This is a genomic window from Nonomuraea sp. NPDC050227 (genome assembly GCF_044459705.1).
Lineage (GTDB): Bacteria > Actinomycetota > Actinomycetes > Streptosporangiales > Streptosporangiaceae > Nonomuraea.
Genome location: NZ_JBITJF010000011.1, coordinates 189,044 through 210,878, shown reverse-complemented (window position 1 = coordinate 210,878; position 21,835 = coordinate 189,044). Strand labels below are relative to the sequence as shown.

Below are 21,835 nucleotides of genomic sequence, written 5' to 3'. Positions count from 1 at the left end.
ACCTCCCCGTGCGGGACGAAAGGAGGCCGCATGAGCGACTTGCGCGATCCGGCGGAGCTGCTCCGCGACGCGGCCGACGGCGACCGATCCGCCTGGGACGAGATGGAGTCCCGGTTCGGCCCGCGCATGTGGGCGCTGGCCCGCTCGTGCGGGCTGGGCGAGGCCGACGCCGCCGACGCGGTCCAGGGCGCCTGGCTGCGGCTGCTCCAGCACATGCACGACATCCGCGACCCCTCGCGGGTGGGCGGCTGGCTGATGACCACCACCCGCCGCGAGGCGCTCCTCCTGCTCCGGAAGGAGCCGTCGGGCCTGCTGGTCGCCGATCCGGAGGGCAGGCCCACCTTCGGCGCCGTCGAGGAGCCCGATCCGGCGTCCGCCGTGCTGGAGGCCGACGGCAGGCGGCTGCTGTGGAAGTCGGTCTCCGCCCTGCAGGAACCCTGCCGCACCCTGCTGCAGCTGGTCGCGACCGATCTGGGAAACCAGCAGATGGCGATGCGGCTCGGGTTGCCCGTGGGCAGCGTGGGGCCGACCAGGGCCCGCTGCCTGGAGAAACTGCGCACTCTGCTCTCACTACAGGAGACAGCGCAATGATCAACGACGAGTACTTCCTGGCAGCGCTCCGGCTGGCCGCCGGCATGGATCCGATGCCCGGGCACGTGTCGGCCGCCGCGCGTGACATCTACGGGCTGCGCGTCCCCCAGGCGGTGACCGCCAACCCCGCCGACCACGGCGGTGGCCGGGCGGCGCGGTCCGGCGCGCCCGACCGCGACGACGGCTCGCATCTGGTGCGGTTCGTCACCGACGGTCTCACCTTCGACCTGGAGGTGACCGTGGGCGACGGGCTGATCGACGTCGCCGGGCAGATCTTTCCCGATCCCGGGGAGGGCGCCGCCATCGACGTGCGCACCCCCCACCTGACGCTCACCCGGCAGGTCGCCCAGGACGGCCGGTTCGCCGCCACCGGGCTGCCGCCCGGATGGCTGAGCATCGTGTGCCACCGTCCCGGTCATGCCCCCGTCCAGACCAGGTGGGTGCGCATCCGGCCGTGACGCCGCCGCCCACGCAGTACGCCCCCACCCCTCCTCCCCGCCGGTCAGCCCCCTATGAGCGTCACTTCTCCCCCACCAGGATCAGCACCCGACCACGGCCCGCTCGTCGAGGCGGCCGAGGCCGCCGTGCTGCGCGCGCACGTCGATCCCGAGCAGGCCCTTTACGCCGGCCGCACCGTCCTGGCCGCCGCCCGCCGCGCCGAGGCGCCCGAAGCCGAGGCGATCGCGCTGCGCGCCATGGCTCTGGCCGCCCGCGAGCTGGGCGACCTCCTCAGCGCCGAACACTGCCTGCGGCAGGCCATCGCCACTCCGGGCGCCCCGGCCGAGCGCCAGGCCCAGGCGCGGCTGTCGCTGGTCACCGTGCGCACCGAGCGCGGGCACCCGCTCCAGGCCCTGCGCGTGGCCGCCCTGGCCTGGGCCTACCTGTCGCCCCTCGACCGCGCCAAGCTCGACACGCAGCGCGCGGTCGCCCTGGCCCACCTGGGCCGCCACCAGGAGGCCATCGCCGCCTGCGACCGGTCGCTGCGGGCCCTGGTGGCCGCGCCCGGCACGGTCGACGACCGGCGCTTCCTGGCCGGCGGCCTGCTCAACCGCGGCCTGATCCACGCCTACCGCGGCGACTGGGACGCCGCCATGCGCGACATCGCGGCCTGCCTGCAGATCGCCCAGTACGCCGGCCTGCGCCACCTGGCCCGGCTGTCGGCCGCCAACCTGCCGTTCCTGGCCGTGCGGCGGGGGGACATCGCGGGCGCGTTCGAGCACTACCGGGAGGCCGAGGACACCCTGTTCGGCTTCCCCGAGCGGCTGGCCACGATGCGGGCCGACTTCGCCGGCGCGCTGCTGGCGGCGCACCTGCCCGGCGAGGCCAGGGCGATGCTGAGCCTGGCCGTGCCCGATCTGGAGTCCTCCGGCGCGCAGGTGGCGCTGGCCGAGGCGCGGCTCAAGCTGGCCCAGGTCGAGCTGCTCACCGGCGACCCCCACCGGGCCCGGCAGGTGGCCGAGCAGGCGGCGCGCGAGCTGGCCGAGCAGGAGCGGCTGTCGTGGCTGCCGCTGGCCGGCGAGGTCGTCCTGCGCGCCAGGCTGGCGATGGGGCCGGTCACGTCCGAGCTGGTCACCGATCTGATCAAGTGCGCCGACGAGCTGGAGGACGTCTCCTCGCACGTGGCCGCCGCCGCGGCGCTGCGGCTGAGCGCGGCCGAGGCGGCCCTGGCCGTCGACGACCATCCGGTGGCCTCGGCGCAGCTGCGCAGGCTCACCCGGCACGCCGAGCGCGCCGAGCGCTGGATGCCGGCCGGCACCCGCCTGACCTCGCTGGCCCCCGAGCCGCAGACCACGCAGCTCGCGCAGATCCCGGCGACCGTCCGCCAGCACGCCCTGGCTCTGGAGGCGGCGCTGCGGGAGGACGTCACGGGGGCGCTGCGGGCGGTCCGCGACGGGCTGGCCGAGGTGAGCGGGCAGGTGGAGACGTTCGAGGATCCGGCGCTGCGGGCGCACGCGGCCCGGTCCGGTGAGCGGCTGGCCGCCTTCGGGCTGGGCCTGGCGGTGCGCGACGGGTGCGCGGGCGAGGTGCTCGAGTGGGCCGAGCGGTGGCGTGCGGTCGCGGCGCCGGAACACGCGTGCGGCCTGGTGGAGATCGACCGGGTCCGGGCGGCGCTCGACGGCGCGGCGCTGGTGGAGTTCGTGGCCGAGGAGGAGACGCTGCTGGTGGTGCTGATCACCGCCGACCGGCTGGTCCTGCGGCGGCTGGGCGGCGTGCGGCAGGCGCGCGAGGCGATCATGCGGCTGCGCCACGCCCTGCGTCAGTGGGGTGCGGGGCTCGACGTGGCCGGTCCCGCGCAGGCGCTCACCGAGCTGACCGGCGCCGGCGCGGAGCTGGAGCGGCTGCTGCTGGGGCCGCTCGCGGCCGAGCTGGGTGACCGGCCGCTGGTGGTGGTGCCGGTGGGGCCGTTGCACACCCTGCCCTGGGGCGCGCTGCCGGGGCTGCGCGAGCGTCCTGTGAGCGTGGCGGCGAGCGCGGCGGCGTGGGTGGGCGCGCGGCGGCGGGCCCGCGTGCGGGAGGGGGCGCCGGTGGTGCTGGCGGCGGCCGGGCCCGAGCTGGCCCACGCGGAGGAGGAGGTGGCCCGCGTGCTGGCCTGCCATCCGGGCGCGCGGGCGGTGCCCGGCCGCCGCGACGCCGTGCTGGCGGCGCTCGGCGAGGCCGACGTCCTCCATCTGGCCGCGCACGGCGCCTTCCACGCCCGCAGCCCGCTGCTGTCCGGCATCACCCTCGGCGACGGGCAGCTCATGGCCTACGACCTGCTGGGCCTGCACCGCGCGCCGGAGCTGGTCGTGTTGTCGGCGTGCAACTCGGGCATGGCCCGCACGCCGGCGGAGGGGGCGCCGCTGGGGCTGCCGGGCACGTTCCTGGCGCGCGGGAGCTCGTGCGTGGTGGCGGGGATGGTGCCCATCGGGGACGAGGCCGCGATGGCCATGATGGGCGCCTTCCACGAGCTGCTGGCCGATGGGCAGGCGCCGGACGCGGCCCTGGCCTGCGCGTCGGCCAAGACCGGCCTGCTGGGGTTCGTCTGTTTCGGGGCGGGCGACCGGCCGGTCCGGCCGGCCGGCTGACCGCGTTCGGGCGTCAGCCGGTGGCCACCGGGCGGGCGGGGTCGGCGACCCAGTTCGACCAGGAGCCGACGTAGAGGGCCGCGGGCACGCCGGCCAGCTCCAGGGCCAGCACCTCGTGGGCGGCGGTGACCCCCGACCCGCAGTAGGCGCCCACCGGGACGCCCTCGCGCACACCCAGCGCGGCGAAGCGGTCGCGCAGGACGGCGGGGGCGAGGAACCTGCCGCCCTGGTCGACGTTGCCGGTCGTGGGCGCGCTCACCGCGCCGGGCACGTGCCCGGCCACCGGATCGACGGGCTCGACCTCGCCCCGGTACCGCTCGGCGGCGCGGGCGTCGAGCAGCACGCCCTCGGCGGCCACCGCGGCGGCCTCGTCGGCGGTCAGCGTCGGCATGCCGCCGGGCCTGGCGGTGAAGTCGCCCGGCGCGACCTCGGGCTCGTCCTTCGTGATCGGCAGGCCGGCCTCGGCCCAGGCCGCCAGGCCGCCGTCGAGCACGCGTACGGACCGGTGGCCGAAGTAGCGCAGGGCCCACCAGGCGCGGGCGGCGGTCGTGGAGCCGGCGTCGTCGTAGACCACCACCGGGCGCGCGTCGGACACGCCCAGCGCGCGCATGGCCCGCTGGAACTCGTCGGCGCCGGGCAGCGGGTGGCGGCCGGCGGGACCGGGCGGCGCGGCGAGGTCGGCGTCGACGTCGCAGAAGACGGCGCCCGCGAGGTGCCCCTCGCGATAGAGCTGCACGCCGGGCGGGCCGCCGAGCCGCCAGCGCACGTCGAGCACGGACACGTCGGGCAGCGCGGCGAGCTCGGCGGGCGTGATCAGCGCACTCATCGGGTGGATACCTCCAGCAGCGGGACGTTGAGCTCGGCGGCGGTCAGCGAGCCGTGGTAGCCGGTGAACAGCGCCTCGATCGGATGACGGGTGGGGGCGGTGAGGGCCAGACCGGCGCGGGGCACGGCCACGACGTCGCCGATGCGGCCCAGCCACGCCTCGCGCACCCGGGGCCCGAACCAGCCGGACTCGACCGCCTCCTGCCTGGACACTACCCAGGCGCGGTCGCCGAGCGTCGCGCGCCACGCCTCCAGGACGTGCCCGGCGGCTCCGGGCTCGGCGTAGACGTGCCTGGCCCGGGCCTCGCCGCCGAGCAGCGCCACGCCCTCGGTCAGCGCGGGCACCCGCTCGGCGTCAAGCTTCTCGGTGGCGTTGACCATGCCGTGGTCGGCGGTGACGTAGAGGGCCGAACCGGGCGGCAGTGACTCGGCCAGCCGCCGGGCCAGGCCATCGACGACGGCCAGCTCGCCCAGCCACTCCTCGCCACCCCATCCGGACATGTGGCCGACGGCGTCGAGCTTGCCGTAGTAGGCGGTGACGTGGGCGCGGGGCGCGGCGCGCAGCGCCTCGCCGACGCGGGCGACGATGTCGTCGACGCCGTCGGCGGGCACGTAACGCACGCCGCGGTAGACGGCCCTGGTCAAGCCGGAGCGCTCGAACTCGGCGGGGGCGACGTAGACGGCGTCGACGCCCTGGGCCGCGGCTCGCTGGTAGACGGTGGGGGCGGGCTGCCACTCGTCGGGGTCCATCGTCCGGCCGCCGGGGAGGGTCCAGCGCAGGCAGTTGAACAGGTGGCCGGTGCCGGGGACGGCCAGCGTCAGGCCGACCATGCCGTGCTCGCCCGGGGTCAGGCCGGTGCCGAGCGAGCACAGGCTGGTGACGGTGGTGGCGGGGAAACCGGCGGTGAGGGTGCGGGCGGGCAGGGCGGACAGGAAGGGGGCGGTCTCGGGGTGGGCGCGGAGCAGCTCGGCCCCCAGGCCGTCGACCAGGAGCAGGCAGACGCGCGCCGCGGGGTCGAGGGCCAGCGGGTTGGGCTCGGTCAGGCCGAGGGCGGCCAGCAGCGAACCGGGGAGGTCCGCCAGCGACCCGGCGCCGTAGTCCGGCAGCATCCCCACATCCTAGTGGCCGGGGATGGTCAGGCGGCGGCTCTTGCGGTGGCCTCGGACAGGGCCTTGGCGAAGGCCAGCACGTGGGTGACCGCCTCGGGGCCGTCGGCCGCCTCGCTGACCCGCAGCGACAGGTCGTCGGCCGTGATCGCGCCGGTGTAGCCGTGGTCGGCGTCGCAGTTCTCGTCGCCGCAGGTGGCCGGCTCCAGGTCGACGTGGGAGATCGCGCCCCAGCCGATGGTGAGGGTGACCTCCGTGGGCGGGACGCCCGGCACGTAGGAGGCCGGGTCGGGCACCACGCGGGTGACGGCCACCGACTGCACGCGGCTCAGCCGGACCGCCTCGGTGGTCGTGGACGCGTGGGAGGCCGAGACGCCCTCGACCGCCGGGTGCTCGTCGGTGTGGCAGACCAGCAGCCTCGTCGTCGACAGCACCAGGACGGTGACGTGCCTGCGGACCTCCATCGCGGGATCGAAGGTGGCCTCGTGGTGGACCACGAACGCGGTCACGGCCTCCTTGCCCAGCGCGGATTCGACCGCATCGGTGACGAGGTCGGGGTAGTAGCCGCTGCGCTCGATCGCTTCACGCAGGCCCGCGGCTGAGACTCGGGTTTCCCTCATGCCTCCATCCTGCCAGGGCCGCGCAGTGCACTCACCCGCCAGACATAACGCTCTATGAACGTCTTTGTCCAGACATGAACGACATTGTGCGCGCGGTCAGGAGAGCCTTCTCGGGCCGCCGTCCAGGCGTGGTCCGGCCGGGGTGCGCAGGGTGGCGCGGGCGCCCAGGATCAGCACCTCCGACTCGCCCACCAGCACCTGGTCGAGGTCGAGCCGGGCCACCTGCGGCAGGTCGTTGGCCAGGCGGCCCACGCGGACGAGCAGCTCCTCCAGAGCGGGGACGGCGACGGGCGGGTAGCCGTACTCGCCGAACAGCAGCGGGGCCGCGCGTACGGAGCGCACCAGGGCGGCGGCGTCCTCGCCGGTCAGCGGCGCCAGCCGGAAGCCCTGGTCGAGCAGCAGCCGGGCGGTCACCTCACCGAGCCCGAACGAGACCACCGGCCCGAACGCGCGGTCCTCGACGACCCCCACGACGGTGGGCACGGCCGGCTGCGGCGCCATGCGCTGCACGGCCAGCTCGACCCGCTCGCCGAGCTGGTCGGCGAACTCGGCGTAGGCGTGGCGCACCATCTCGGGACCGGTGAGCCCCAGGCGTACGGTGCCCGCGCGGCGCGAGGCCCCCGGGTCGGCCACCTTGAGCACCACGGGCCAGCCGAGCCGTTCGGCGGCGGCCACGGCCTCCTCCGGCGAGCGGACGACCTCGGCGGGCCAGACGGTCAGCCCGTAGGACGACAGCAGCTCGGTGGCGTCGATCTCGACCGGCGGGCCCGGCTCGGCGAACCCGCCCGGCTCCTCACCCGCCGGGGCCGGGGCGCCGGACAGCGCGGCCAGCACCAGCTCGCGGGCGCGGGCGGTGTCGAGGCCGTCGAGCTCGGGCGGCGGCACGGCCGGATGCGCCCGCCAGGTGGCGTACCGCACGACGTGGGCCAGGGCCCTGACCGCCTCCTCCGGAGCCGCGTACGACGGGATGGAGCCCCGCGCGGGCGTGCCGCCGGAGCCGCTGGGCACGCGCAGCGACGGATGCATGCCGAGATGCCCGCGGAACGTGGCCAGCACCGGCTTGGCGGACCCCTGCGAGACGCGCAGCAGCTCGGCCGCCACCTCGTCCGACTCGCCGGGGATCGGCGGCATGTAGATCACGACGGCCGCGTCGACCTCGTCGGCGGCCAGCTCGCCGGCGAGCGCCGCGCCGAACTCGGCCGGCCCGGCCGCGGCGCCCAGGTTGACCGGCGGGCGCGGTTCGAGGCCGGCCGCCAGGCAGGAGTCGGCGGCCAGCAGGCCGAGGGCGTCGGAGTTGGTCACGAGCGCGACCCTGGGCCCGGCGGGCAGCGGCTGGTAGGCCAGCAGCTGGCCCACGTCGAAGAGCTGGATGAGGTCGTCGACCCTGATCAGGCCGGCCTGGGCGAACAGGGAGCTGATCGCGGAGTCGGGCAGCCCGAGCTCCTCGGCCGAGTGGCCGGCCGGGGTGCCGCCGCTCTTGACCACCACGATCGGCTTGTTGCGCGCGATGCGCCTGGCCAGCCGGGTGAACTTGCGCGGGTTCCCCAGCGACTCCAGGTAGAGCAGGATGACCTCGGTCGCCGCGTCCTCCTCCCAGTACTGCAGGAGGTCGTTGCCCGAGACGTCGGCGCGGTTGCCGGCCGAGACGAACGACGAGATGCCCATGCCGCGCTGGGCCACGCGCTGGAGCAGCGCGGTGCCGAGGGCGCCCGACTGGCTGAAGAAGCCCACCCGGCCGCGGCCCGGCACGGTGGCGGCCAGCGTGGCGTTGAGCTTGACGGCCGGGTCGGTGTTGGCGATGCCCAGGCAGTTGGGGCCGACCACGCGCAGGCCGTAGGAGCGGGCGATGCGGGCCAGCTCGTCCTGCCGGGCGCGGCCGGACGCGCCGGTCTCGCCGAACCCGGAGGAGACCACGACCAGCCCGTGGACGCCCTTCTCGGCGCACTCCTTGACCACGTCGAGGACGCCCTCGGCGGGCACGGCCACGACCGCCAGGTCGACCTCGCCGTCGATCTCGGTCACGCTGGGGTAGGCCCGCACGCCCGCGACGGCCCGCACCTGGCGGTGCACGGGGTAGACCGGGCCGGTGAAGTCGGCCGCCAGCAGGTTGCGCAGGACGGTCTGGCCGACGCCGCCGGGCTCGCGCGAGGCGCCGATGACCGCGACCGAGCCGGGGGCCAGCAGGCGCGCGATCGAGCGCGACTCGGCCCGGTGCTCGCGCGAGGTCGTCACCTCCGCCGAGGTCTCGGTCGGGGTCAGGTCGAGGGTCATGCGGACGACGCCGTCGGCGAACTGGCTCTGCGCGGTGTAGCCGGCCTGCCGCAGGACGCCCATCATCTTCATGTTGGCGGGCAGCACGTCGGCGACGAACCGCTCGATGCCGCGCTCGCGGGCCGTGGCCGCCAGGTGCTCCAGCAGGACGGAGGCCACGCCCCTGCCCTGGTGGGCGTCCTCGACCAGGAAGGCGACCTCGGCCTCGCCCGGCTCGGTGCGGTCGTAGCGGATGACCGCGACCATCTCGGCGCCGATGGTGGCGATGAGGGCCACGCGGTTGACGTAGTCGACGTTGGTGAAGCGCTCGACGTCGCGGTCGGACAGCCGGGGCCGAGGGCCGAAGAACCGGAAATAGATCGACTCGGCCGACAGACGGGAGTAGAAAGCACGCAGACGGTCGGCGTCGGCGGGCCTGATGGGGCGCACGTGCGCGGTGCCCCCGTCGGCCAGGACGACGTCGGCCTCCCAGTGAGCCGGATACTGTGCCTCCACGCCACGAGCGTAAACCCGCATCCCACATGCCAAGACCGGCGGGCCTCTTGGGCAACGCTTGTGCATCGACTGCTGCCCGGTGTCCGGGGTCAGCCCCACGAACAGCCCGGAAGCTGTTAGTTTTGCCGTGGCCAGGGTCGTTCTGAAGGCAGCAAGGTGGTGGCATCATGACGCGGGTCGTCGTGGTGGGCGATCTCATGACCGACGCGGTCGCGCGCGCCCGTTACGCGCTCGCCAGGGCGAGTGACACGCCCGCGATCGTGACGATGCACGGCGGCGGCTCCGGCGCCAACATCGCCTCGTGGCTCGCCGTCGAGGGCGCGGAGGTGGCCTTCATCGGCCGCCGGGGCGCCGACATCACCGGCCGCAACCGCGACATGGAGCTGATGGGCTACGGCGTCGACGCCCGGCTCGTCATGGATCCCGAGCGGCCCACCGGCACCTGCGTGGTGCTCGTCACGCACAAGGGCGAGCGCACGATGCTCTCCGACCCGGGCGCCAACGCCGCCCTGTCCCCCGAAGACCTGCCGCGCGACCTGTTCGCCTCGGGCGCCCATCTGCACCTTTCGGGCTACACGCTGGTCAACGAGGGCTCGCGCGACGCCGGTCTGGCGGCGCTCGACATGGCGCGCCGCACGGGCATGTCGATCTCGGTCGACTGCGCCTCCTCGGCGCCGCTGGAGCGCACGGGCGCCGAGCCGTTCCTCGAATGGACCAACGGCGCGAAGCTGCTGTTCGCCAACATCGACCAGGCCAAGGTGCTGACCGGCCGCGACGACGCCGAGGCCGCCGCCAAGGTGCTCACCGCGTGGTTCCCGCAGGTCGTCATCAAGATGAACGCCGAGGGCGCGCTGTGGTTCAGCAACGGCCGCCCCGACCCGGTCCGGGTGGCCGCCGAGCCCGTCGACAAGATCGTCGACGGCACGGGCGCGGGTGACGCGTTCTCGGCCGGGTTCCTGCCGCCGTGGCTGGCCGGCAAGCCGCCGGCCGAGTCGCTGGCCGCCGGGTGCCGGCTCGCCGCCAAGGCCATCATGCACCTGGGCGCGCGCCCGCCGTTCTGACCCGCTCCCCGGCCGGGCGTTCCTGCCCCGGCCGGGCTTCCTTCCGCCGGTCAGGACGTGGTGGCCAGCGCGAGCGGCAGCACCGCCGGCGCGCCCGCGTGCCGGATCAGGGCCGCCGCCAGGGTCATCGTCCAGCCCGTGTCCACGCGGTCGTCGATCAGCAGCACCGGGCCGCCGCACTGGGCGATCGCGGCACCGAGGTCCTTCGGCATCGCCAGCGTGCCCCTGATCGCCTGGACGCGCTTGGCGCTGTTGAACTGCCGGCCGGGCGACCCCGCCCGGTAGCCCAGCTCGCCCAGGTAGGTCAGCCGGCCCACCTGCGCCAGCCGTTCGGCGAAGCCGCGCACGAGCTGCGGGCGCGTGGCCGACGGCACGTTGACCACGGCCACCGGCCGCTCCTTCCAGTCCCACGCCGACAACACCTGGACGACGGCCTTGAACATGTCGTCGGCCATCGGCCCGTCGGCTCCGGCGAGCAGCTCGCGCAGCCGGTTGCCCCAGCCGATGTCGGTCAGCCGGCCGAGCGCGCGGCCCGGCTCGGCGCCGAGCTCGGGCTTGATCCTGCCGGACAGGTCGGCCAGGCCGGTGGGCCACTGCCGGCGCGCCTCGATCTCGACGCCGGGCCTGCTCAGGCGCTCGCGGGCGGTCTCGACGGCCTGGGCGGCGATCTCCGGCGAGCGGTGGCGGCCGGTGCAGTTGTCGCAACGGCCGCAGGGCGTGGCGGTGTCGTCGTCGAGGTGCCTGCGCAGGTACTGCTCGCGGCACTCCTCGGTGGTCAGGTAGCGCAGCATGGCGTCCTGCTCGGCCTTGCGCTCGGCGGCGATGCGGGCGTAGCGCTCGGCGTCGTAGGCCCAGGGCTCGCCGGTGGACTCCCAGCCGCCCTTGACCCGGCGCACGGCTCCGTCGACGTCGAGGACCTTGAGCATCATCTCCAGGCGGCTGCGGCTCAGGTCGACCGCGGTCTCCAGCGCCTGGGTGGACATCACGCCGCCCTGTTCGAGCGCCTGGAGCGTGGCGCGCACGACGGGCTCGGGCGGGAAGGCCAGGGAGGTGAAGTAGGCCCAGATCTCGCGGTCTTCCGTGCCGGGCAGCAGGATGACCTCGGCCCGCTCGACGCCGCGCCCGGCCCGGCCGACCTGCTGGTAGTAGGCGACGGGCGACTGCGGCGCGCCGACGTGCACGACGAAGCCCAGGTCGGGCTTGTCGAACCCCATGCCGAGCGCGCTCGTGGCGACCAGCGCCTTGATCTTGTTGTTGAGCAGCGCCTCCTCCGCGGCCAGCCGCTCGGCCGGGTCGGTCTGGCCGGAGTAGGCGGCCACCTCGTGGCCCTGCTCGCGCAGGTAGCCGGCGATCTCGTGGGCGGCGGCGACGGTGAGCGTGTAGACGATGCCGGAGCCCGGCAGCTCGCGCAGGGTCTGGGCCAGCCAGGCCAGGCGCTGCTCGGCCGAGGGCAGCTTGACGACGCTCAGGTGGAGGCTCTCGCGCTCCAGCGGGCCGCGCAGCACGAACGTGCCCTCGCCCATCTGCTCGGCGACGTCGCGGGTGACGCGGGCGTTGGCCGTGGCGGTGGTGGCCAGCACCGGGATGCCGGGCGGCAGCTCGTCGAACAGCGTGGCGAGCCGGCGGTAGTCGGGCCGGAAGTCGTGGCCCCAGTCGGAGATGCAGTGGGCCTCGTCGACGACCACGAGCCCGGCGCTCTCGGCCAGCTCGGGCAGCACGTTGTCGCGGAAGTCGGGGTTGTTGAGCCGCTCGGGGCTGACCAGCAGCACGTCGACCATGCCCTCGGCGACCTGGCCGTAGATCTCCTCCCACGCCTCGGGGTTGGCGGAGTTGATGGTGACGGCCCTGATGCCGGCGCGCTCGGCGGCGGCGATCTGGTTGCGCATGAGGGCGAGCAGCGGCGAGACGATGACCGTGGGGCCCTCGCCGAGCTCGCGCAGCAGGGCGGTGGCCACGAAGTAGACGGCGGACTTGCCCCAGCCGGTGCGCTGCACGACGAGCACCCTGCGCCGGTCGAGCACGAGCGCCTCGATGGCGGACCACTGGTCGTCTCGCAGCCGGGCGTGGTCGCCGGCCAGGGCCCGCAGCCGCTCCTCGGCCTCTTCGCGCAGCATCGCCGCGTCGGGGGCTTCAATCATGCCCCCTTATTACCAGCTTCCACCGACGGAACAGGCCCACCGCGCGTCCCCGCCCGGACGAAGGTGCGGGGTCCGCCGTGCGGACAGGTGCGGGGTCCGCCGTGCGGAACCGGGGGGCGGGACGGAACGTTGAGCAGTCGTCAAGCGCTTTCGCCCCCCAGGAGGGCTGATGACGGGGCTTGTCCACACCCCGGTCGCACCGGCGGCGACGCGTCGCCGGAGGAACACGAAAGATCACTTCGAGATGATGGCCCGGGTGGTGCTGGCCGTCATGATCCTCACCACGGCGGGCTGCGCCGGGACCGACGTGAAGGCGTCCTACCACCCCGCCTTCCTGCCGGTGAAGCTGGAATGGGGAAGCGACGGCAAGGTGCAGGTCTCGGGGGAGACCTCGCTGGTCACGCCGGTCGGCATCTTCTCGATCGGCGCCGAGTACAACCTGCCCGAGGCCGACGACGACGCCTTCTACGTGGTCGTCCGCGACGCCCGCAGAAGCCCGGACAAGCCGGACGTGGCGGGCTTCGATCACATCTACAAGGTCAACAGCGGTTCCGGCGAGTTCATGGCCGTGGTGAACGGCACGGCCGTGATCCAGGTCGTCCGCCGGCAGGTGCTCATCGACGTGACGAACGGCGCCGTGCGGACCATCGAGTTCAAGAACGCCCAGGCCACCGTCAAGGAGCGGTCGGCGGGCATCGGGGAGCGCTGGCAGGAGTACTGGGACACCTCCTTCTACTCCCCCATGGCGCTGTCCAGGTGGGCCTACGACGACTCCACGATGTCGAGCTGGTTCGGCCTGGGCTTCCTGTGGTTCCTGGTGCGCCTCGCGCTGGCGATCGTGCTCGGGGTGGTGGACGTGCTCCTCGTGGTCGGGTGCACGCTCGCCGCCGTGGCGTACGTGCTGTTCGGCCCGACCGGACGCAACATCGTCTACGGCGTGGAGACGCTGCTGTTCCTGTTCTTCGCCCTGTCGGGCTGGGCCTCGCTCAAGCTGTGAGGCGCTCCTCGTCCGCGTGCTCGGGGAAGGCGTTGATCGTGACGCGGTGCATGCGGCGGCGTTCGGTGTAGTCGGCGACCGCGTAGTGCTGGGTGGGGCGGTTGTCCCAGAAGGCCAGCGTGCCGGGACGCCAGTTCAGCCTGCACTGGTACTCGGGCGAGCGGATGTGGTCGATGAGCAGCGGCAGCAGGGCCTCGTTCTCCCGGTCGCTCAGCCCCACCAGGCGGGTGGTGGAGGCCCGGTTGACGAACAGGGCCTTGCGCCCGGTCTCGGCGTGCACGCGGACCACCGGGCGCTCCACCGGCGGCCACTTGGCCTGGATCTCGGCCAGGTCGAACGGGTGCCCCTTGGAGATCGCCTTCTTCATCGACATCGTGATGTCGTGCACGGCGGTCAGCTCGTCGCACAGCCGCTGGATCGACGGCGACAGCGTCTCGTAGGCCAGGTAGGTGTTGGCCCAGCAGGTGTCGCCGCCCACGCTCGGCAGTTGCATGCAGCGCAGCAGCGAGCCCATCGGCGGCGTGGGCTCGAAGGTGTTGTCGCTGTGCCATTCGTCCCCGCCCTCGCCCTTCGGGGAGGTCTGGTCGAGGATGTGGATCGGGCTGCCGGAGTCCTTCTTGAACGCCGGGTGGTTGATCGTGCCGAAGTTGAGGGCGAACTGCAGGTGCTGCTCGTCGTCGATGTGCTGGTCGCGGAAGAACAGCACCAGGTGCCGCAGCCACCCCTCGCGCAGGGTCGCGACGTCTTCCGGGGAGAGGGGTTTGCGCAGATCGACCCCGGTGACCTCGGCGCCGATGTGCTTGGTCACGGGATGGAACTCGATCATGGCGAAGCCTCCGGAGGCGGATGGACGGGGTCCTCGCCTCCGACGGTAAGACCCAAGCAATTGCTTGGTCAAGAGCAGGGCGGCGCGCCGACGAGTCGCGGGCACCCGAGTCTCTTCGGCACAATGTTCGACATGGCCCGACGTACGACTGCACCCCCGCCTGAGGACTTCGAGGAGCGGATCGTCGACATCGACGTCTCCTCCGAGATGCGCAAGAGCTATCTCGAGTACGCGTACTCGGTGATCTACCAGCGGGCTCTGCCCGACGCTCGCGACGGCCTCAAACCGGTGCAGCGGCGCATCCTCTACTCCATGAGCGAGATGGGCCTGCGTCCAGAGCGCGGCCACGTCAAGTCCTCCCGCGTCGTCGGCGACGTCATGGGCAAGCTCCACCCCCATGGCGACAGCGCCATCTACGACGCCCTCGTGCGCCTGGCGCAGCCGTTCTCGATGCGGCTGCCGCTGGTCGACGGCCACGGCAACTTCGGCTCCCCCGACGACCTGCCGGCCGCCATGCGGTACACCGAGGCCAGGCTGGCCCCGGCGGCGATGCTCATGGTGGAGTCACTCGACGAGGACACCGTCAACTTCAAGCCCAACTACGACGGCCAGGAGACCGAGCCCACGGTCATGCCGTCGGCGTTCCCCAACCTGCTGGTCAACGGCACCACCGGCATCGCGGTCGGCATGGCGACCAACATGGCGCCGCACAACCTCGCCGAGGTCGTGGCCGCCGCCCGCCACCTGATCAAGAAGCCCGACGCCACGCTCGACGAGCTGATGAAGTTCGTGCCCGGCCCCGACCTGCCGACCGGCGGCTCGATCATCGGGCTGCAGGGCGTGCGCGACGCCTACGAGACCGGGCGCGGCACGTTCCGCATGCGGGCCAGGTGCGCGGTCGAGCAGATCACGCCGCGGCGCAAGGGCATCATCGTCACCGAGCTGCCCTACAACGTCGGCCCCGAGCGGGTGGTCACCAAGATCAAGGAGCTGGTGACCAGCAAGAAGCTCCAGGGCATCGCCGACCTGAAGGACCTCACCGACCGGCACAAGGGCCTGCGCCTGGTCATCGAGATCAAGAACGGCTTCATCCCCGAGGCCGTCCTGGAGGAGCTCTACCGGCTCACGCCGATGGAGGAGACCTTCGGCATCAACAACGTCGCCCTGGTCGACGGCGAGCCGCGCACGCTCGGCCTGCGCGAGCTGCTGCAGGTCTACGTCGACCACCGGCTGGAGGTCGTGCGGCGCAGGTCCGAGTACCGCCGGCGCAAGCGCGAGGAGCGCCTGCACCTGGTCGACGGCCTGATCATCGCGCTGCTCAACATCGACGAGGTCATCCAGGTCATCCGTTCCTCCGACGACTCGGCGCAGGCCCGCGCCCGGTTGATGGAGGTCTTCGACCTGACCGAGATCCAGGCCGCCTACATCCTCGACACGCCGCTGCGCCGGCTGACCCGGTTCGACAAGCTGGAGCTCGACCAGGAGAAGCAGACGCTGAGCGAGGAGATCGCGGCGCTCACCGAGATCCTGTCCTCGGAGGCGAAGCTGCGGCAGGTGGTCTCGGGCGAGCTGGCCGAGGTGGCCAAGAAGTACGCCACGCCGCGCCGTACCGTGCTGCTGGAGGCGCCGGGCGTGGCCCGCACGCCGGTGGCCTCGCTCCAGGTGGCCGACGACCCGTGCTGGGCGCTGCTGTCCTCCACGGGGCTGCTGGCCCGCACCTCCGACGCGGCTCCGCTGGCGGGGGAGGGCGACCGTTCGGCGCACGACGTGCTGGTGTCGGTGGCGCGCACGTCCGTACGCGGCGAGGTGGGCGTGGTGACGTCGTTGGGCCGGTTGATCCGGGTCCAGGTGGTCGACCTGCCGACGCTGCCGCCCTCGGCCAACCCGCCGACGCTGTCGGGCGGCCATCCGGTCTCCGAGTTCGTCTCGCTGCAGCCCGACGAGAAGGTCGTGGGCCTCGGCTCGCTCGACCCCGACAGCCCCGGGCTGGCGCTCGGCACGGCCCAGGGCGTGGTCAAGCGGGTGGTGCCCGACTACCCGGCCAACCGCGACGACTTCGAAGTGATCACCCTCAAGGACGGCGACACCGTGGTGGGCGCCGCCGAGCTCGACTCCGAGGACCACGACCTGGTCTTCATCTCCTCCGACGCCCAGCTCCTGCGTTACCCGGCCTCGCTGGTGCGTCCCCAGGGGCGTCCGGCCGGCGGCATGGCCGGCATCCGGCTCGACGGCGGCGCCCGGGTGATCTGGTTCGGCGTGGTCGACCCCTCGCGTCCGGCACAGGTCGTCACCGTGGCCGGGTCCTCGACGGCGCTGCCGGGCACGCAGGTCGGGGGCGGCAAGGTCTCCGACTACGCCGAGTTCCCGGCCAAGGGCCGGGCCACCGGCGGCGTGCGGGCCCAGCGCTTCCTGAAGGGCGAGGACGAGCTGCTGCTCGCCTGGGCCGGCCCCGCGCCCGCCAAGGCCGTGTCGGCGGTGGGCAAGCCGGTGCCGCTGCCGGAGGAGATCGGCCGCCGCGACGGCTCCGGCGTGCGGCTGACCCACACCATCGGCGCCGTCGGCGGCGCCCTGGCCGCGGGGCCGCAGGCCGACGCGCCGGCGCCCCCGGCGCCCCCGGCGTCCGAGGAGGAGTGATCCCCGGCTGACCGGCGTCACGGAGGCCCGCCCCGCCTGCGCGGGGCGGGTGCCCGGTCAGTCGCGGCAGAGGCAGAACGTGTGGCCGGCGGGGTCGAGGAAGACCCGGAAGCTGTCGTCCTCGCTCGGCTGCCGCTCGTGCTTGGTCGCGCCGATCTCCAGCACCTGCCGCTCGGCCTTGTCCATGTCGGTGACGGTGACGTCGATGTGGAGCTGCTGCGGCCGATCGCCCTCCGGCCAGGTCGGCGGCCGGTGGCCGGGCACGCGCTGGAAGGCCAGGCGTTTGGGCGAGCCGCCGTCCTCGACGACCACCCAGGTGTCGTCCTCGTACGTGACGGGCCAGCCGAGCAGGCGCGAGTAGAACTCGGCGAGCGCCCGCGGCTCCGGGCAGTCGAGGACCGTCGTGCGGAACTCCGCGATGCCGGCCATCATTCACCTCCTGGACTTGTTTCGCCGGCGTCCCGGCCGACGAGAATGAGGGTCATGGCTGCCAATTCGTTCATGGTTCCCCTGGGCACTCCCGCGCCCGCCTTCGACCTCACCGCCATCGACGGCGGCAGCGTCTCGCTCGCGGACCTCAAGGGCTCTCCCGCCACGCTCGTGGTCTTCCTGTCCAACCACTGCCCCTACGTACGGCACATCGAGACGGGCCTCGGCACGCTGGCCGCGGGCTACGGCTCCAGGCTGTCGGTGGTGGGCATCTGCAGCAACGACAGCGTGAACTACCCCGACGATGATCCCACACACCTGGCCGGACAGGCCCGGCGCGCGGGGTTCCCGTTCCCGTACCTGCTGGACGACACCCAGGACGTCGCCAAGGCCTACCGCGCGGCCTGCACGCCCGACTTCTTCCTCTACGACGGCGACCTGCGGCTCGTCTACCGGGGAGAGTTCGACGGGTCGCGCCCGGGCAACTCGATCCCGGTGACGGGCTCCTCGCTGCGCGCGGCGGTCGACGCGCTGCTGGCGGGCGATCCCGTCCCGGCCGAGCAGCGCGCCTCGATCGGCTGCGGCATCAAGTGGCGGCCGGGGAACGAGCCCACGGCCTGAACAGGGCCTGAACGCGGCCTGAACGCGGCCTGAACGCGGCTCAGGCGGAGGCGGCGGCCTCGATGGCGGCGGGCAGGGCGAGCAGGAGTTCGTGGGGCTCGCCGCCGGTCCACGACCGGATCAGCCGGACGCCGGCCTCCCCCGGGTCGAACTCCTCGCAGCCGAGCGGCCCGTAGCAGCCCGCCTGGTCGAGCATGAGGATGATCGGGTCGTCCTCGGGCAGGCCGGCGGCGTACGCGGCGGTGTCGAGCAGGGCCAGCGCGCATCTGGCGTTGCGCCCGTCGTCGTTGGACTCCACACGGTCGAGGCGGCGCCGGGCCTGAGCGCGGAGATACGCGGCGAGCGATTCGGACCTACTCACGACTGACCTTCTTCGACGACGTACAGATGGTGACGACATCATCACTCAAGGTGAGTGATTTTCGTGGGACCTTCGGGAACTCGCGCCAGTCGCCACCCCGGAAAGCATCATCTTTGGGACGTAAGGGAAGATCTGAGGCATGACTGCGTTCGACGACCTGTATGCCGCCAACGCGAAGTACGCCAAGGACTTCGGCGACTCCGGGCTCACCGGCCGGGCAGCCCGCGGGCTTGCCGTGGTGACCTGCATGGACTCCCGCATCGACCCGCTGGGCCTGCTGGGCCTGCAACCCGGCGACGCCAAGATCCTGCGTAACGCCGGCGCGCGGGTCACCGACGACGTACTGCGCACGCTGGTCCTCGCCGTGTACCTGCTGGGCGTCGAGCGCGTCCTGGTCATGCCGCACACCGACTGCGGGATGACCAAGGTGACGGACGCCGACGTGCACGACCTGACCAGCGCCCGGGGGGTGGACACCCGCAGCCTGGAGTTCCACACCGTCCCCGACCAGGGCGAGGCGCTGCGCCACGACCTCACCCGCATCCGCACGACCCCGTTCCTGCCCGCCGACATGCCGGTGACGGGCGCGATCTACGACGTGCGCACGGGCCTGCTCACGCCGGTCGGCGACTGATCTCGCCGCGCTCGCGCTGGAAGGTGGCGTACAACCACCACAACGACGGGACCAGCAGGACCGCGCCGACGGCCAGCGAGCCCAGGCTGGCCCCCAGCACCGCGTCGGTGGCCGCGGCCTGGTCGAGGGTGAGGCCGGGGAGCAGCACGGGGTACTGCCCCACGCCCCAGCCCCACAGCAGCCCGGTCACGGCCAGCGCGGCGCTGAGGCGTACCGCCAGATAGGCCCGCCGCCACAGCAGCACCAGCGAGGCCAGCCCGGCCAGCACCGACAGCGCCAGCAGCGGCAGGGCGCGGCCGGTGGTCAGCTCGGCGAACAGGGCGGGCGCGTCGGCGCGCAGCACGAGCAGGCTCACCGCCGCCAGCACGCCGACCACCGCCCCGCAGCCCAGCGCCCGCCGCCGGAACTCCTCGGCCAGGTCCTCCTGGCCGCCGCGCTGGGCGTCGCGGGTCAGGTAGACGGCGGCCAGGTACGCGGCCGTGCCGACGCCCAGCGCGCCGACCGCCATCGACGTGGGGTTGACCCAGCTCCCGACCAGGTCGCCCTTGGCGACGCCGGGCGGCACCCGGCCGGAGGCGATGCCGCCCGCCGCGGCGCCGAGGAAGAACGGGGTCACCACCGAGGAGAAGGCGAAGGTGGCGCCGAAGAGCCGCCGCTGCCAGAGCCGCGAGGAGACCTTGCGGAACGCGAACGCCGCGCCGCGCCCGATCACGCCCAGCGCCACCAGGGTGAGCGGGATGTAGAGGGTGGAGGCGACCGAGGCGAACACCGACGGCACGCCGGTCCAGGCCAGCACGATCACGAAGATCAACCAGACGTGGTTGGCCTCCCAGACCGGGCCGATGGAGTGCTCCACCAGGTCCCTCCGCCGCCGGCCGCGCTCGGCGCCGCCCGCCAGCAGGTCCCAGACGCCGCCGCCGAAGTCGGCGCCGCCGAACAGGACGTACGCCGTCAGCCCGATCCACAGGACGGCCAGCATGATCTGCGGCAGCGGCATCGTCACACGACCTTGTAGCCGGTGACGTCGGGCTCCTGCGGCGCCAGCGGCACCGGCACGTCGCGGGACAGCCGGCGCATCACGTACACGGTGGCCACGGTCAGGACCACGTAGACGGCCGTGACCAGCGCGAACCCGTACACCAGGCCCGGCGCGGGATTGACCGCCTCCGCCGTGCGCATCACCCGGAACACGATCCACGGCTGGCGTCCGACCTCGGTGACCACCCAGCCGCTCTCCAGCGCCAGCACGGCGGCCACGCCCGACAGCGCGGCGGCGCGCAGGAACCACGGGGACTCCGGCAGGTCACGCCGTCGTTTCCAGGACAGCGCGAGGCAGGCCCCGAGCAGCAGCAGTCCGAAGCCCACCAGCACCATGATCTGGAACGCCCAGTGCACCATGTTGACCGGCGGCCGGTCGGCGAGCGGCACCTGCTCCAGGCCGGCGATCTCCGCGTGCGGGTTCCAGTGGGCCAGCAGGGACAGGCCGTAGGGGATCTCCAGGGCGTACTTCAGCTCGCCGTCCACCGCGATCCCGCCCAGGTGCAGCGGCACGCCGCGGCCCGTACGGAACACGCCCTCCATGGCGGCCAGCTTGACCGGCTGGTACTCGGCCACGAAGTGCGCGGCCCAGTCGCCGACGCCGATCTGCACGGGCGTGACGGCCGCCGCGACCGTGAGCGGCAGCAGCAGGCCGAGCCGGTGGTAGCGGTCGCGCCGGCCGCGCAGCATGGCGGCCGCGTACACGCCGGCCATCAGGAATCCGGCCACCATGAACGCCGCCAGGATCATGTGCACGGTCTGGGGCGGCGTGGCCCGGTTGAACATCGCCGCCCATGGATCGACGGCCACGATCCGGCCGCCCGCGACCTCGTACCCGGTGGGCTGCTGCATCCAGGCGTTGGCGGCGACCACGAAGAACGCGCTGGCCACCCCCGCCAGCACGATCGGGATCCCGGTCAGCAGGTGCGGGACGGGACGCAGGCGGTCCCAGGCGTACAGGTAGATGCCGAGGAAGATGGCCTCGACGAAGAACGCGATGCCCTCCAGCGAGAACGGCAGGCCGATGACCTCGCCGTACACGCCCATCATGCCCGGCCACAGGAGGCCCATCTCGAACGACAGGATCGTCCCCGAAACTGCGCCGACCGCGAACAGCACCCCGAGCGCCCTGGCCCAGCGTCGCGCCAGCAGCCGGTAGTTGTTGTCCCCGGTGCGATGCCCGCGCCACTCGGCCAGCAGGGTGATGGCGGGCATGCCGACGCCGAGACAGGCGATGATGATGTGCCAGCCGAGGGACAACGCCATCTGCATGCGCGCCGCCCCCAGATCCACCACCGCCCCCGCGGTCACCCCCATCGCCGTTCCTCTCCCCCCGCCCATCGGGGCCGTGGACTTCGTTGGGGGATCTGGCAGGCTCGTCCCAGGAGGTGATCCGCGAAACGGCTGCGTCCCGCCCGTACCCCGCCGACTCGTGGATGACACTACGTAACTGGCGCTTACCGTCCGCAAGGACACGGAAGCACGAAGCAGGCCGGAAACCCCCACCCACCAAGAGCCCAGAACCGAGCCCGGGACCGGGGAATTGCCAGTCCCCAGAAGCAGCCATCCCCACCAGCAGGGCCCTATGCGCCATGAGCACTCAAGCCACCACATGCAATCCCGATGCTGGGCACCAGGCCCAGGCCCCTACCGCGCTCCCCGACTTGCCACCCTCCCCCTCAGGCCTCCGCGGGCCCCTCATGCGGGCGGCCCACCGTGCACCTCGCTGCACCGCAACACCAAGAGGCCCGCCAGCGCGCCCACCCACGCCACCACGAGGCCCAGGAGCCTCCAGAACGCCCTACTAGCACTCGGACCCCAGCCGCTGACCTCAGAAGCCCTACGTGAGGCTCTGAGAGCCTTGGGGCCGGTGCCGGTGCGACGCCGGTCGACGAAGCTGGTCCAAGGCCCTCGATGCCCCAAGCGCGACATGCTCTTACCAGCGGCCACCGTGATGACCGGCTCCCACGTCCTGCGCGGGCACACCGATGCGGCGCAGGTCCGGGTGACGCCCCAAGCCGACACGCCCACAGCCCCGGTCGGGGCCCTAGGCGTAGCCATGAACGGGCCCGAGCGGCCCCCCCGCGCTGCGCATCTCTGCAGCGGACACAGAACCTAAGGC

18 protein-coding genes are annotated in these 21,835 nt (G+C 73.4%); 8 read left to right on the top strand and 10 right to left on the bottom strand.

What is annotated here, in order from left to right; all coding sequences use genetic code 11:
- The first annotated feature begins 30 nt into the window (after positions 1-30).
- Genes ACIBK9_RS36645 through ACIBK9_RS36635 form a run of 3 tightly spaced genes read left to right on the top strand, consistent with a single transcriptional unit; the run spans position 31 to position 3,656 of the window.
- Positions 31-591, top strand: a complete 561-nt coding sequence (locus ACIBK9_RS36645; protein ID WP_352357697.1) for a sigma-70 family RNA polymerase sigma factor — start codon at positions 31-33, stop codon at positions 589-591.
- Positions 588-1,049: a hypothetical protein gene (locus tag ACIBK9_RS36640; RefSeq protein ID WP_352323638.1), complete on the top strand. Its 462-nt coding sequence runs from the start codon at positions 588-590 to the stop codon at positions 1,047-1,049. Before ACIBK9_RS36645 ends, ACIBK9_RS36640 begins: the two co-directional genes overlap by 4 nt.
- A gap of 54 nt (positions 1,050-1,103) precedes the next feature.
- A complete protein-coding gene (locus ACIBK9_RS36635) occupies positions 1,104-3,656 on the top strand; it encodes a CHAT domain-containing protein (RefSeq protein ID WP_397163285.1) in 2,553 nt (850 codons plus the stop codon).
- A gap of 13 nt (positions 3,657-3,669) precedes the next feature.
- On the opposite strand, the gene ACIBK9_RS36630 is transcribed toward ACIBK9_RS36635, so the two are convergent.
- The 4 genes from ACIBK9_RS36630 to ACIBK9_RS36615 all read right to left on the bottom strand — a co-directional run bounded on the left by ACIBK9_RS36630 (position 3,670) and on the right by ACIBK9_RS36615 (position 8,974).
- Positions 3,670-4,482, bottom strand: coding sequence for a sulfurtransferase (locus tag ACIBK9_RS36630; RefSeq protein WP_397163283.1), 813 nt, complete (start codon positions 4,480-4,482; stop codon positions 3,670-3,672).
- Entirely contained in the window at positions 4,479-5,591 is a 1,113-nt protein-coding gene (locus ACIBK9_RS36625; RefSeq protein WP_397163282.1) for an alkaline phosphatase family protein, read from the bottom strand. The genes ACIBK9_RS36630 and ACIBK9_RS36625 overlap by 4 nt, the downstream gene beginning before the upstream one ends.
- Positions 5,592-5,617: 26 nt before the next feature.
- Positions 5,618-6,208 carry a DUF5998 family protein gene (locus ACIBK9_RS36620; RefSeq protein ID WP_352323634.1) on the bottom strand — a complete coding sequence of 197 codons (591 nt, stop codon included), beginning with the start codon at positions 6,206-6,208 and terminating at the stop codon, positions 5,618-5,620.
- 96 nt (positions 6,209-6,304) lie between these two features.
- Positions 6,305-8,974: a GNAT family N-acetyltransferase gene (locus ACIBK9_RS36615; protein ID WP_358284279.1), complete on the bottom strand. Its 2,670-nt coding sequence runs from the start codon at positions 8,972-8,974 to the stop codon at positions 6,305-6,307.
- A 167-nt stretch (positions 8,975-9,141) separates the two neighbouring features.
- Here ACIBK9_RS36615 and ACIBK9_RS36610 point away from each other — a divergent pair, with 167 nt between their 5' ends.
- Positions 9,142-10,035, top strand: coding sequence for a sugar kinase (locus ACIBK9_RS36610; RefSeq protein ID WP_352323632.1), 894 nt, complete (start codon positions 9,142-9,144; stop codon positions 10,033-10,035).
- Between the two features lie 50 nt (positions 10,036-10,085).
- Here ACIBK9_RS36610 and ACIBK9_RS36605 read toward each other — a convergent pair whose 3' ends face one another.
- A complete protein-coding gene (locus ACIBK9_RS36605) occupies positions 10,086-12,173 on the bottom strand; it encodes a RecQ family ATP-dependent DNA helicase (protein ID WP_397163280.1) in 2,088 nt (695 codons plus the stop codon).
- Between the two features lie 169 nt (positions 12,174-12,342).
- Between ACIBK9_RS36605 and ACIBK9_RS36600 the strand changes: the two genes are divergently transcribed.
- Entirely contained in the window at positions 12,343-13,170 is an 828-nt protein-coding gene (locus tag ACIBK9_RS36600; RefSeq protein ID WP_397163279.1) for a hypothetical protein, read from the top strand.
- Here ACIBK9_RS36600 and ACIBK9_RS36595 read toward each other — a convergent pair.
- Entirely contained in the window at positions 13,160-13,996 is an 837-nt protein-coding gene (locus ACIBK9_RS36595) for a TauD/TfdA family dioxygenase (RefSeq protein WP_358284271.1), read from the bottom strand. The genes ACIBK9_RS36600 and ACIBK9_RS36595 overlap by 11 nt on opposite strands.
- Before the next feature lie 132 nt (positions 13,997-14,128).
- On the opposite strand from ACIBK9_RS36595, the gene ACIBK9_RS36590 reads away from it, so the two are divergent.
- Positions 14,129-16,630, top strand: a complete 2,502-nt coding sequence (locus tag ACIBK9_RS36590; RefSeq protein WP_397163277.1) for a DNA topoisomerase (ATP-hydrolyzing) subunit A — start codon at positions 14,129-14,131, stop codon at positions 16,628-16,630.
- Between the two features lie 57 nt (positions 16,631-16,687).
- On the opposite strand, the gene ACIBK9_RS36585 is transcribed toward ACIBK9_RS36590, so the two are convergent.
- Positions 16,688-17,062, bottom strand: a complete 375-nt coding sequence (locus tag ACIBK9_RS36585) for a VOC family protein (RefSeq protein ID WP_387663634.1) — start codon at positions 17,060-17,062, stop codon at positions 16,688-16,690.
- A 51-nt stretch (positions 17,063-17,113) separates the two neighbouring features.
- On the opposite strand from ACIBK9_RS36585, the gene ACIBK9_RS36580 reads away from it, so the two are divergent.
- The gene (locus ACIBK9_RS36580; protein ID WP_397163275.1) at positions 17,114-17,680 is read left to right on the top strand and encodes a thioredoxin family protein; all 567 of its coding nucleotides are present in this window, start codon (positions 17,114-17,116) and stop codon (positions 17,678-17,680) included.
- 40 nt (positions 17,681-17,720) lie between these two features.
- On the opposite strand, the gene ACIBK9_RS36575 is transcribed toward ACIBK9_RS36580, so the two are convergent.
- The gene (locus ACIBK9_RS36575) at positions 17,721-18,041 is read right to left on the bottom strand and encodes a hypothetical protein (protein ID WP_352357718.1); all 321 of its coding nucleotides are present in this window, start codon (positions 18,039-18,041) and stop codon (positions 17,721-17,723) included.
- A gap of 139 nt (positions 18,042-18,180) precedes the next feature.
- On the opposite strand from ACIBK9_RS36575, the gene ACIBK9_RS36570 reads away from it, so the two are divergent.
- Positions 18,181-18,675: a carbonic anhydrase gene (locus ACIBK9_RS36570; RefSeq protein WP_358284263.1), complete on the top strand. Its 495-nt coding sequence runs from the start codon at positions 18,181-18,183 to the stop codon at positions 18,673-18,675.
- On the opposite strand, the gene ACIBK9_RS36565 is transcribed toward ACIBK9_RS36570, so the two are convergent.
- Together ACIBK9_RS36565 and ACIBK9_RS36560 are read right to left on the bottom strand one after the other, a co-directional pair.
- Positions 18,656-19,672 (bottom strand): cytochrome d ubiquinol oxidase subunit II, encoded by a 1,017-nt coding sequence (locus tag ACIBK9_RS36565; protein WP_397163273.1) that lies wholly within the window; start codon positions 19,670-19,672, stop codon positions 18,656-18,658. The genes ACIBK9_RS36570 and ACIBK9_RS36565 overlap by 20 nt on opposite strands.
- Positions 19,673-19,674: 2 nt before the next feature.
- Positions 19,675-21,030, bottom strand: a complete 1,356-nt coding sequence (locus tag ACIBK9_RS36560; RefSeq protein ID WP_397163271.1) for a cytochrome ubiquinol oxidase subunit I — start codon at positions 21,028-21,030, stop codon at positions 19,675-19,677.
- Positions 21,031-21,835 lie beyond the last annotated feature (805 nt).

What these genes read in the sequence shown, in the direction of transcription:
- ACIBK9_RS36585 (WP_387663634.1), bottom strand. Translation starts at nt 17,062, where the DNA reads ATGATGGCCGGCATCGCGGAGTTCCGCACGACGGTCCTCGACTGCCCG.
- ACIBK9_RS36570 (WP_358284263.1), top strand. Translation starts at nt 18,181, where the DNA reads ATGACTGCGTTCGACGACCTGTATGCCGCCAACGCGAAGTACGCCAAG.
- ACIBK9_RS36640 (WP_352323638.1), top strand. Translation starts at nt 588, where the DNA reads ATGATCAACGACGAGTACTTCCTGGCAGCGCTCCGGCTGGCCGCCGGC.
- ACIBK9_RS36580 (WP_397163275.1), top strand. Translation starts at nt 17,114, where the DNA reads ATGGCTGCCAATTCGTTCATGGTTCCCCTGGGCACTCCCGCGCCCGCC.
- ACIBK9_RS36630 (WP_397163283.1), bottom strand. Translation starts at nt 4,482, where the DNA reads ATGAGTGCGCTGATCACGCCCGCCGAGCTCGCCGCGCTGCCCGACGTG.
- ACIBK9_RS36620 (WP_352323634.1), bottom strand. Translation starts at nt 6,208, where the DNA reads ATGAGGGAAACCCGAGTCTCAGCCGCGGGCCTGCGTGAAGCGATCGAG.
- ACIBK9_RS36600 (WP_397163279.1), top strand. Translation starts at nt 12,343, where the DNA reads ATGACGGGGCTTGTCCACACCCCGGTCGCACCGGCGGCGACGCGTCGC.
- ACIBK9_RS36635 (WP_397163285.1), top strand. Translation starts at nt 1,104, where the DNA reads ATGAGCGTCACTTCTCCCCCACCAGGATCAGCACCCGACCACGGCCCG.
- ACIBK9_RS36605 (WP_397163280.1), bottom strand. Translation starts at nt 12,173, where the DNA reads ATGATTGAAGCCCCCGACGCGGCGATGCTGCGCGAAGAGGCCGAGGAG.
- ACIBK9_RS36565 (WP_397163273.1), bottom strand. Translation starts at nt 19,672, where the DNA reads ATGCCGCTGCCGCAGATCATGCTGGCCGTCCTGTGGATCGGGCTGACG.
- ACIBK9_RS36610 (WP_352323632.1), top strand. Translation starts at nt 9,142, where the DNA reads ATGACGCGGGTCGTCGTGGTGGGCGATCTCATGACCGACGCGGTCGCG.
- ACIBK9_RS36645 (WP_352357697.1), top strand. Translation starts at nt 31, where the DNA reads ATGAGCGACTTGCGCGATCCGGCGGAGCTGCTCCGCGACGCGGCCGAC.
- ACIBK9_RS36590 (WP_397163277.1), top strand. Translation starts at nt 14,129, where the DNA reads ATGGCCCGACGTACGACTGCACCCCCGCCTGAGGACTTCGAGGAGCGG.
- ACIBK9_RS36595 (WP_358284271.1), bottom strand. Translation starts at nt 13,996, where the DNA reads ATGATCGAGTTCCATCCCGTGACCAAGCACATCGGCGCCGAGGTCACC.
- ACIBK9_RS36625 (WP_397163282.1), bottom strand. Translation starts at nt 5,591, where the DNA reads ATGCTGCCGGACTACGGCGCCGGGTCGCTGGCGGACCTCCCCGGTTCG.
- ACIBK9_RS36560 (WP_397163271.1), bottom strand. Translation starts at nt 21,030, where the DNA reads ATGGGGGTGACCGCGGGGGCGGTGGTGGATCTGGGGGCGGCGCGCATG.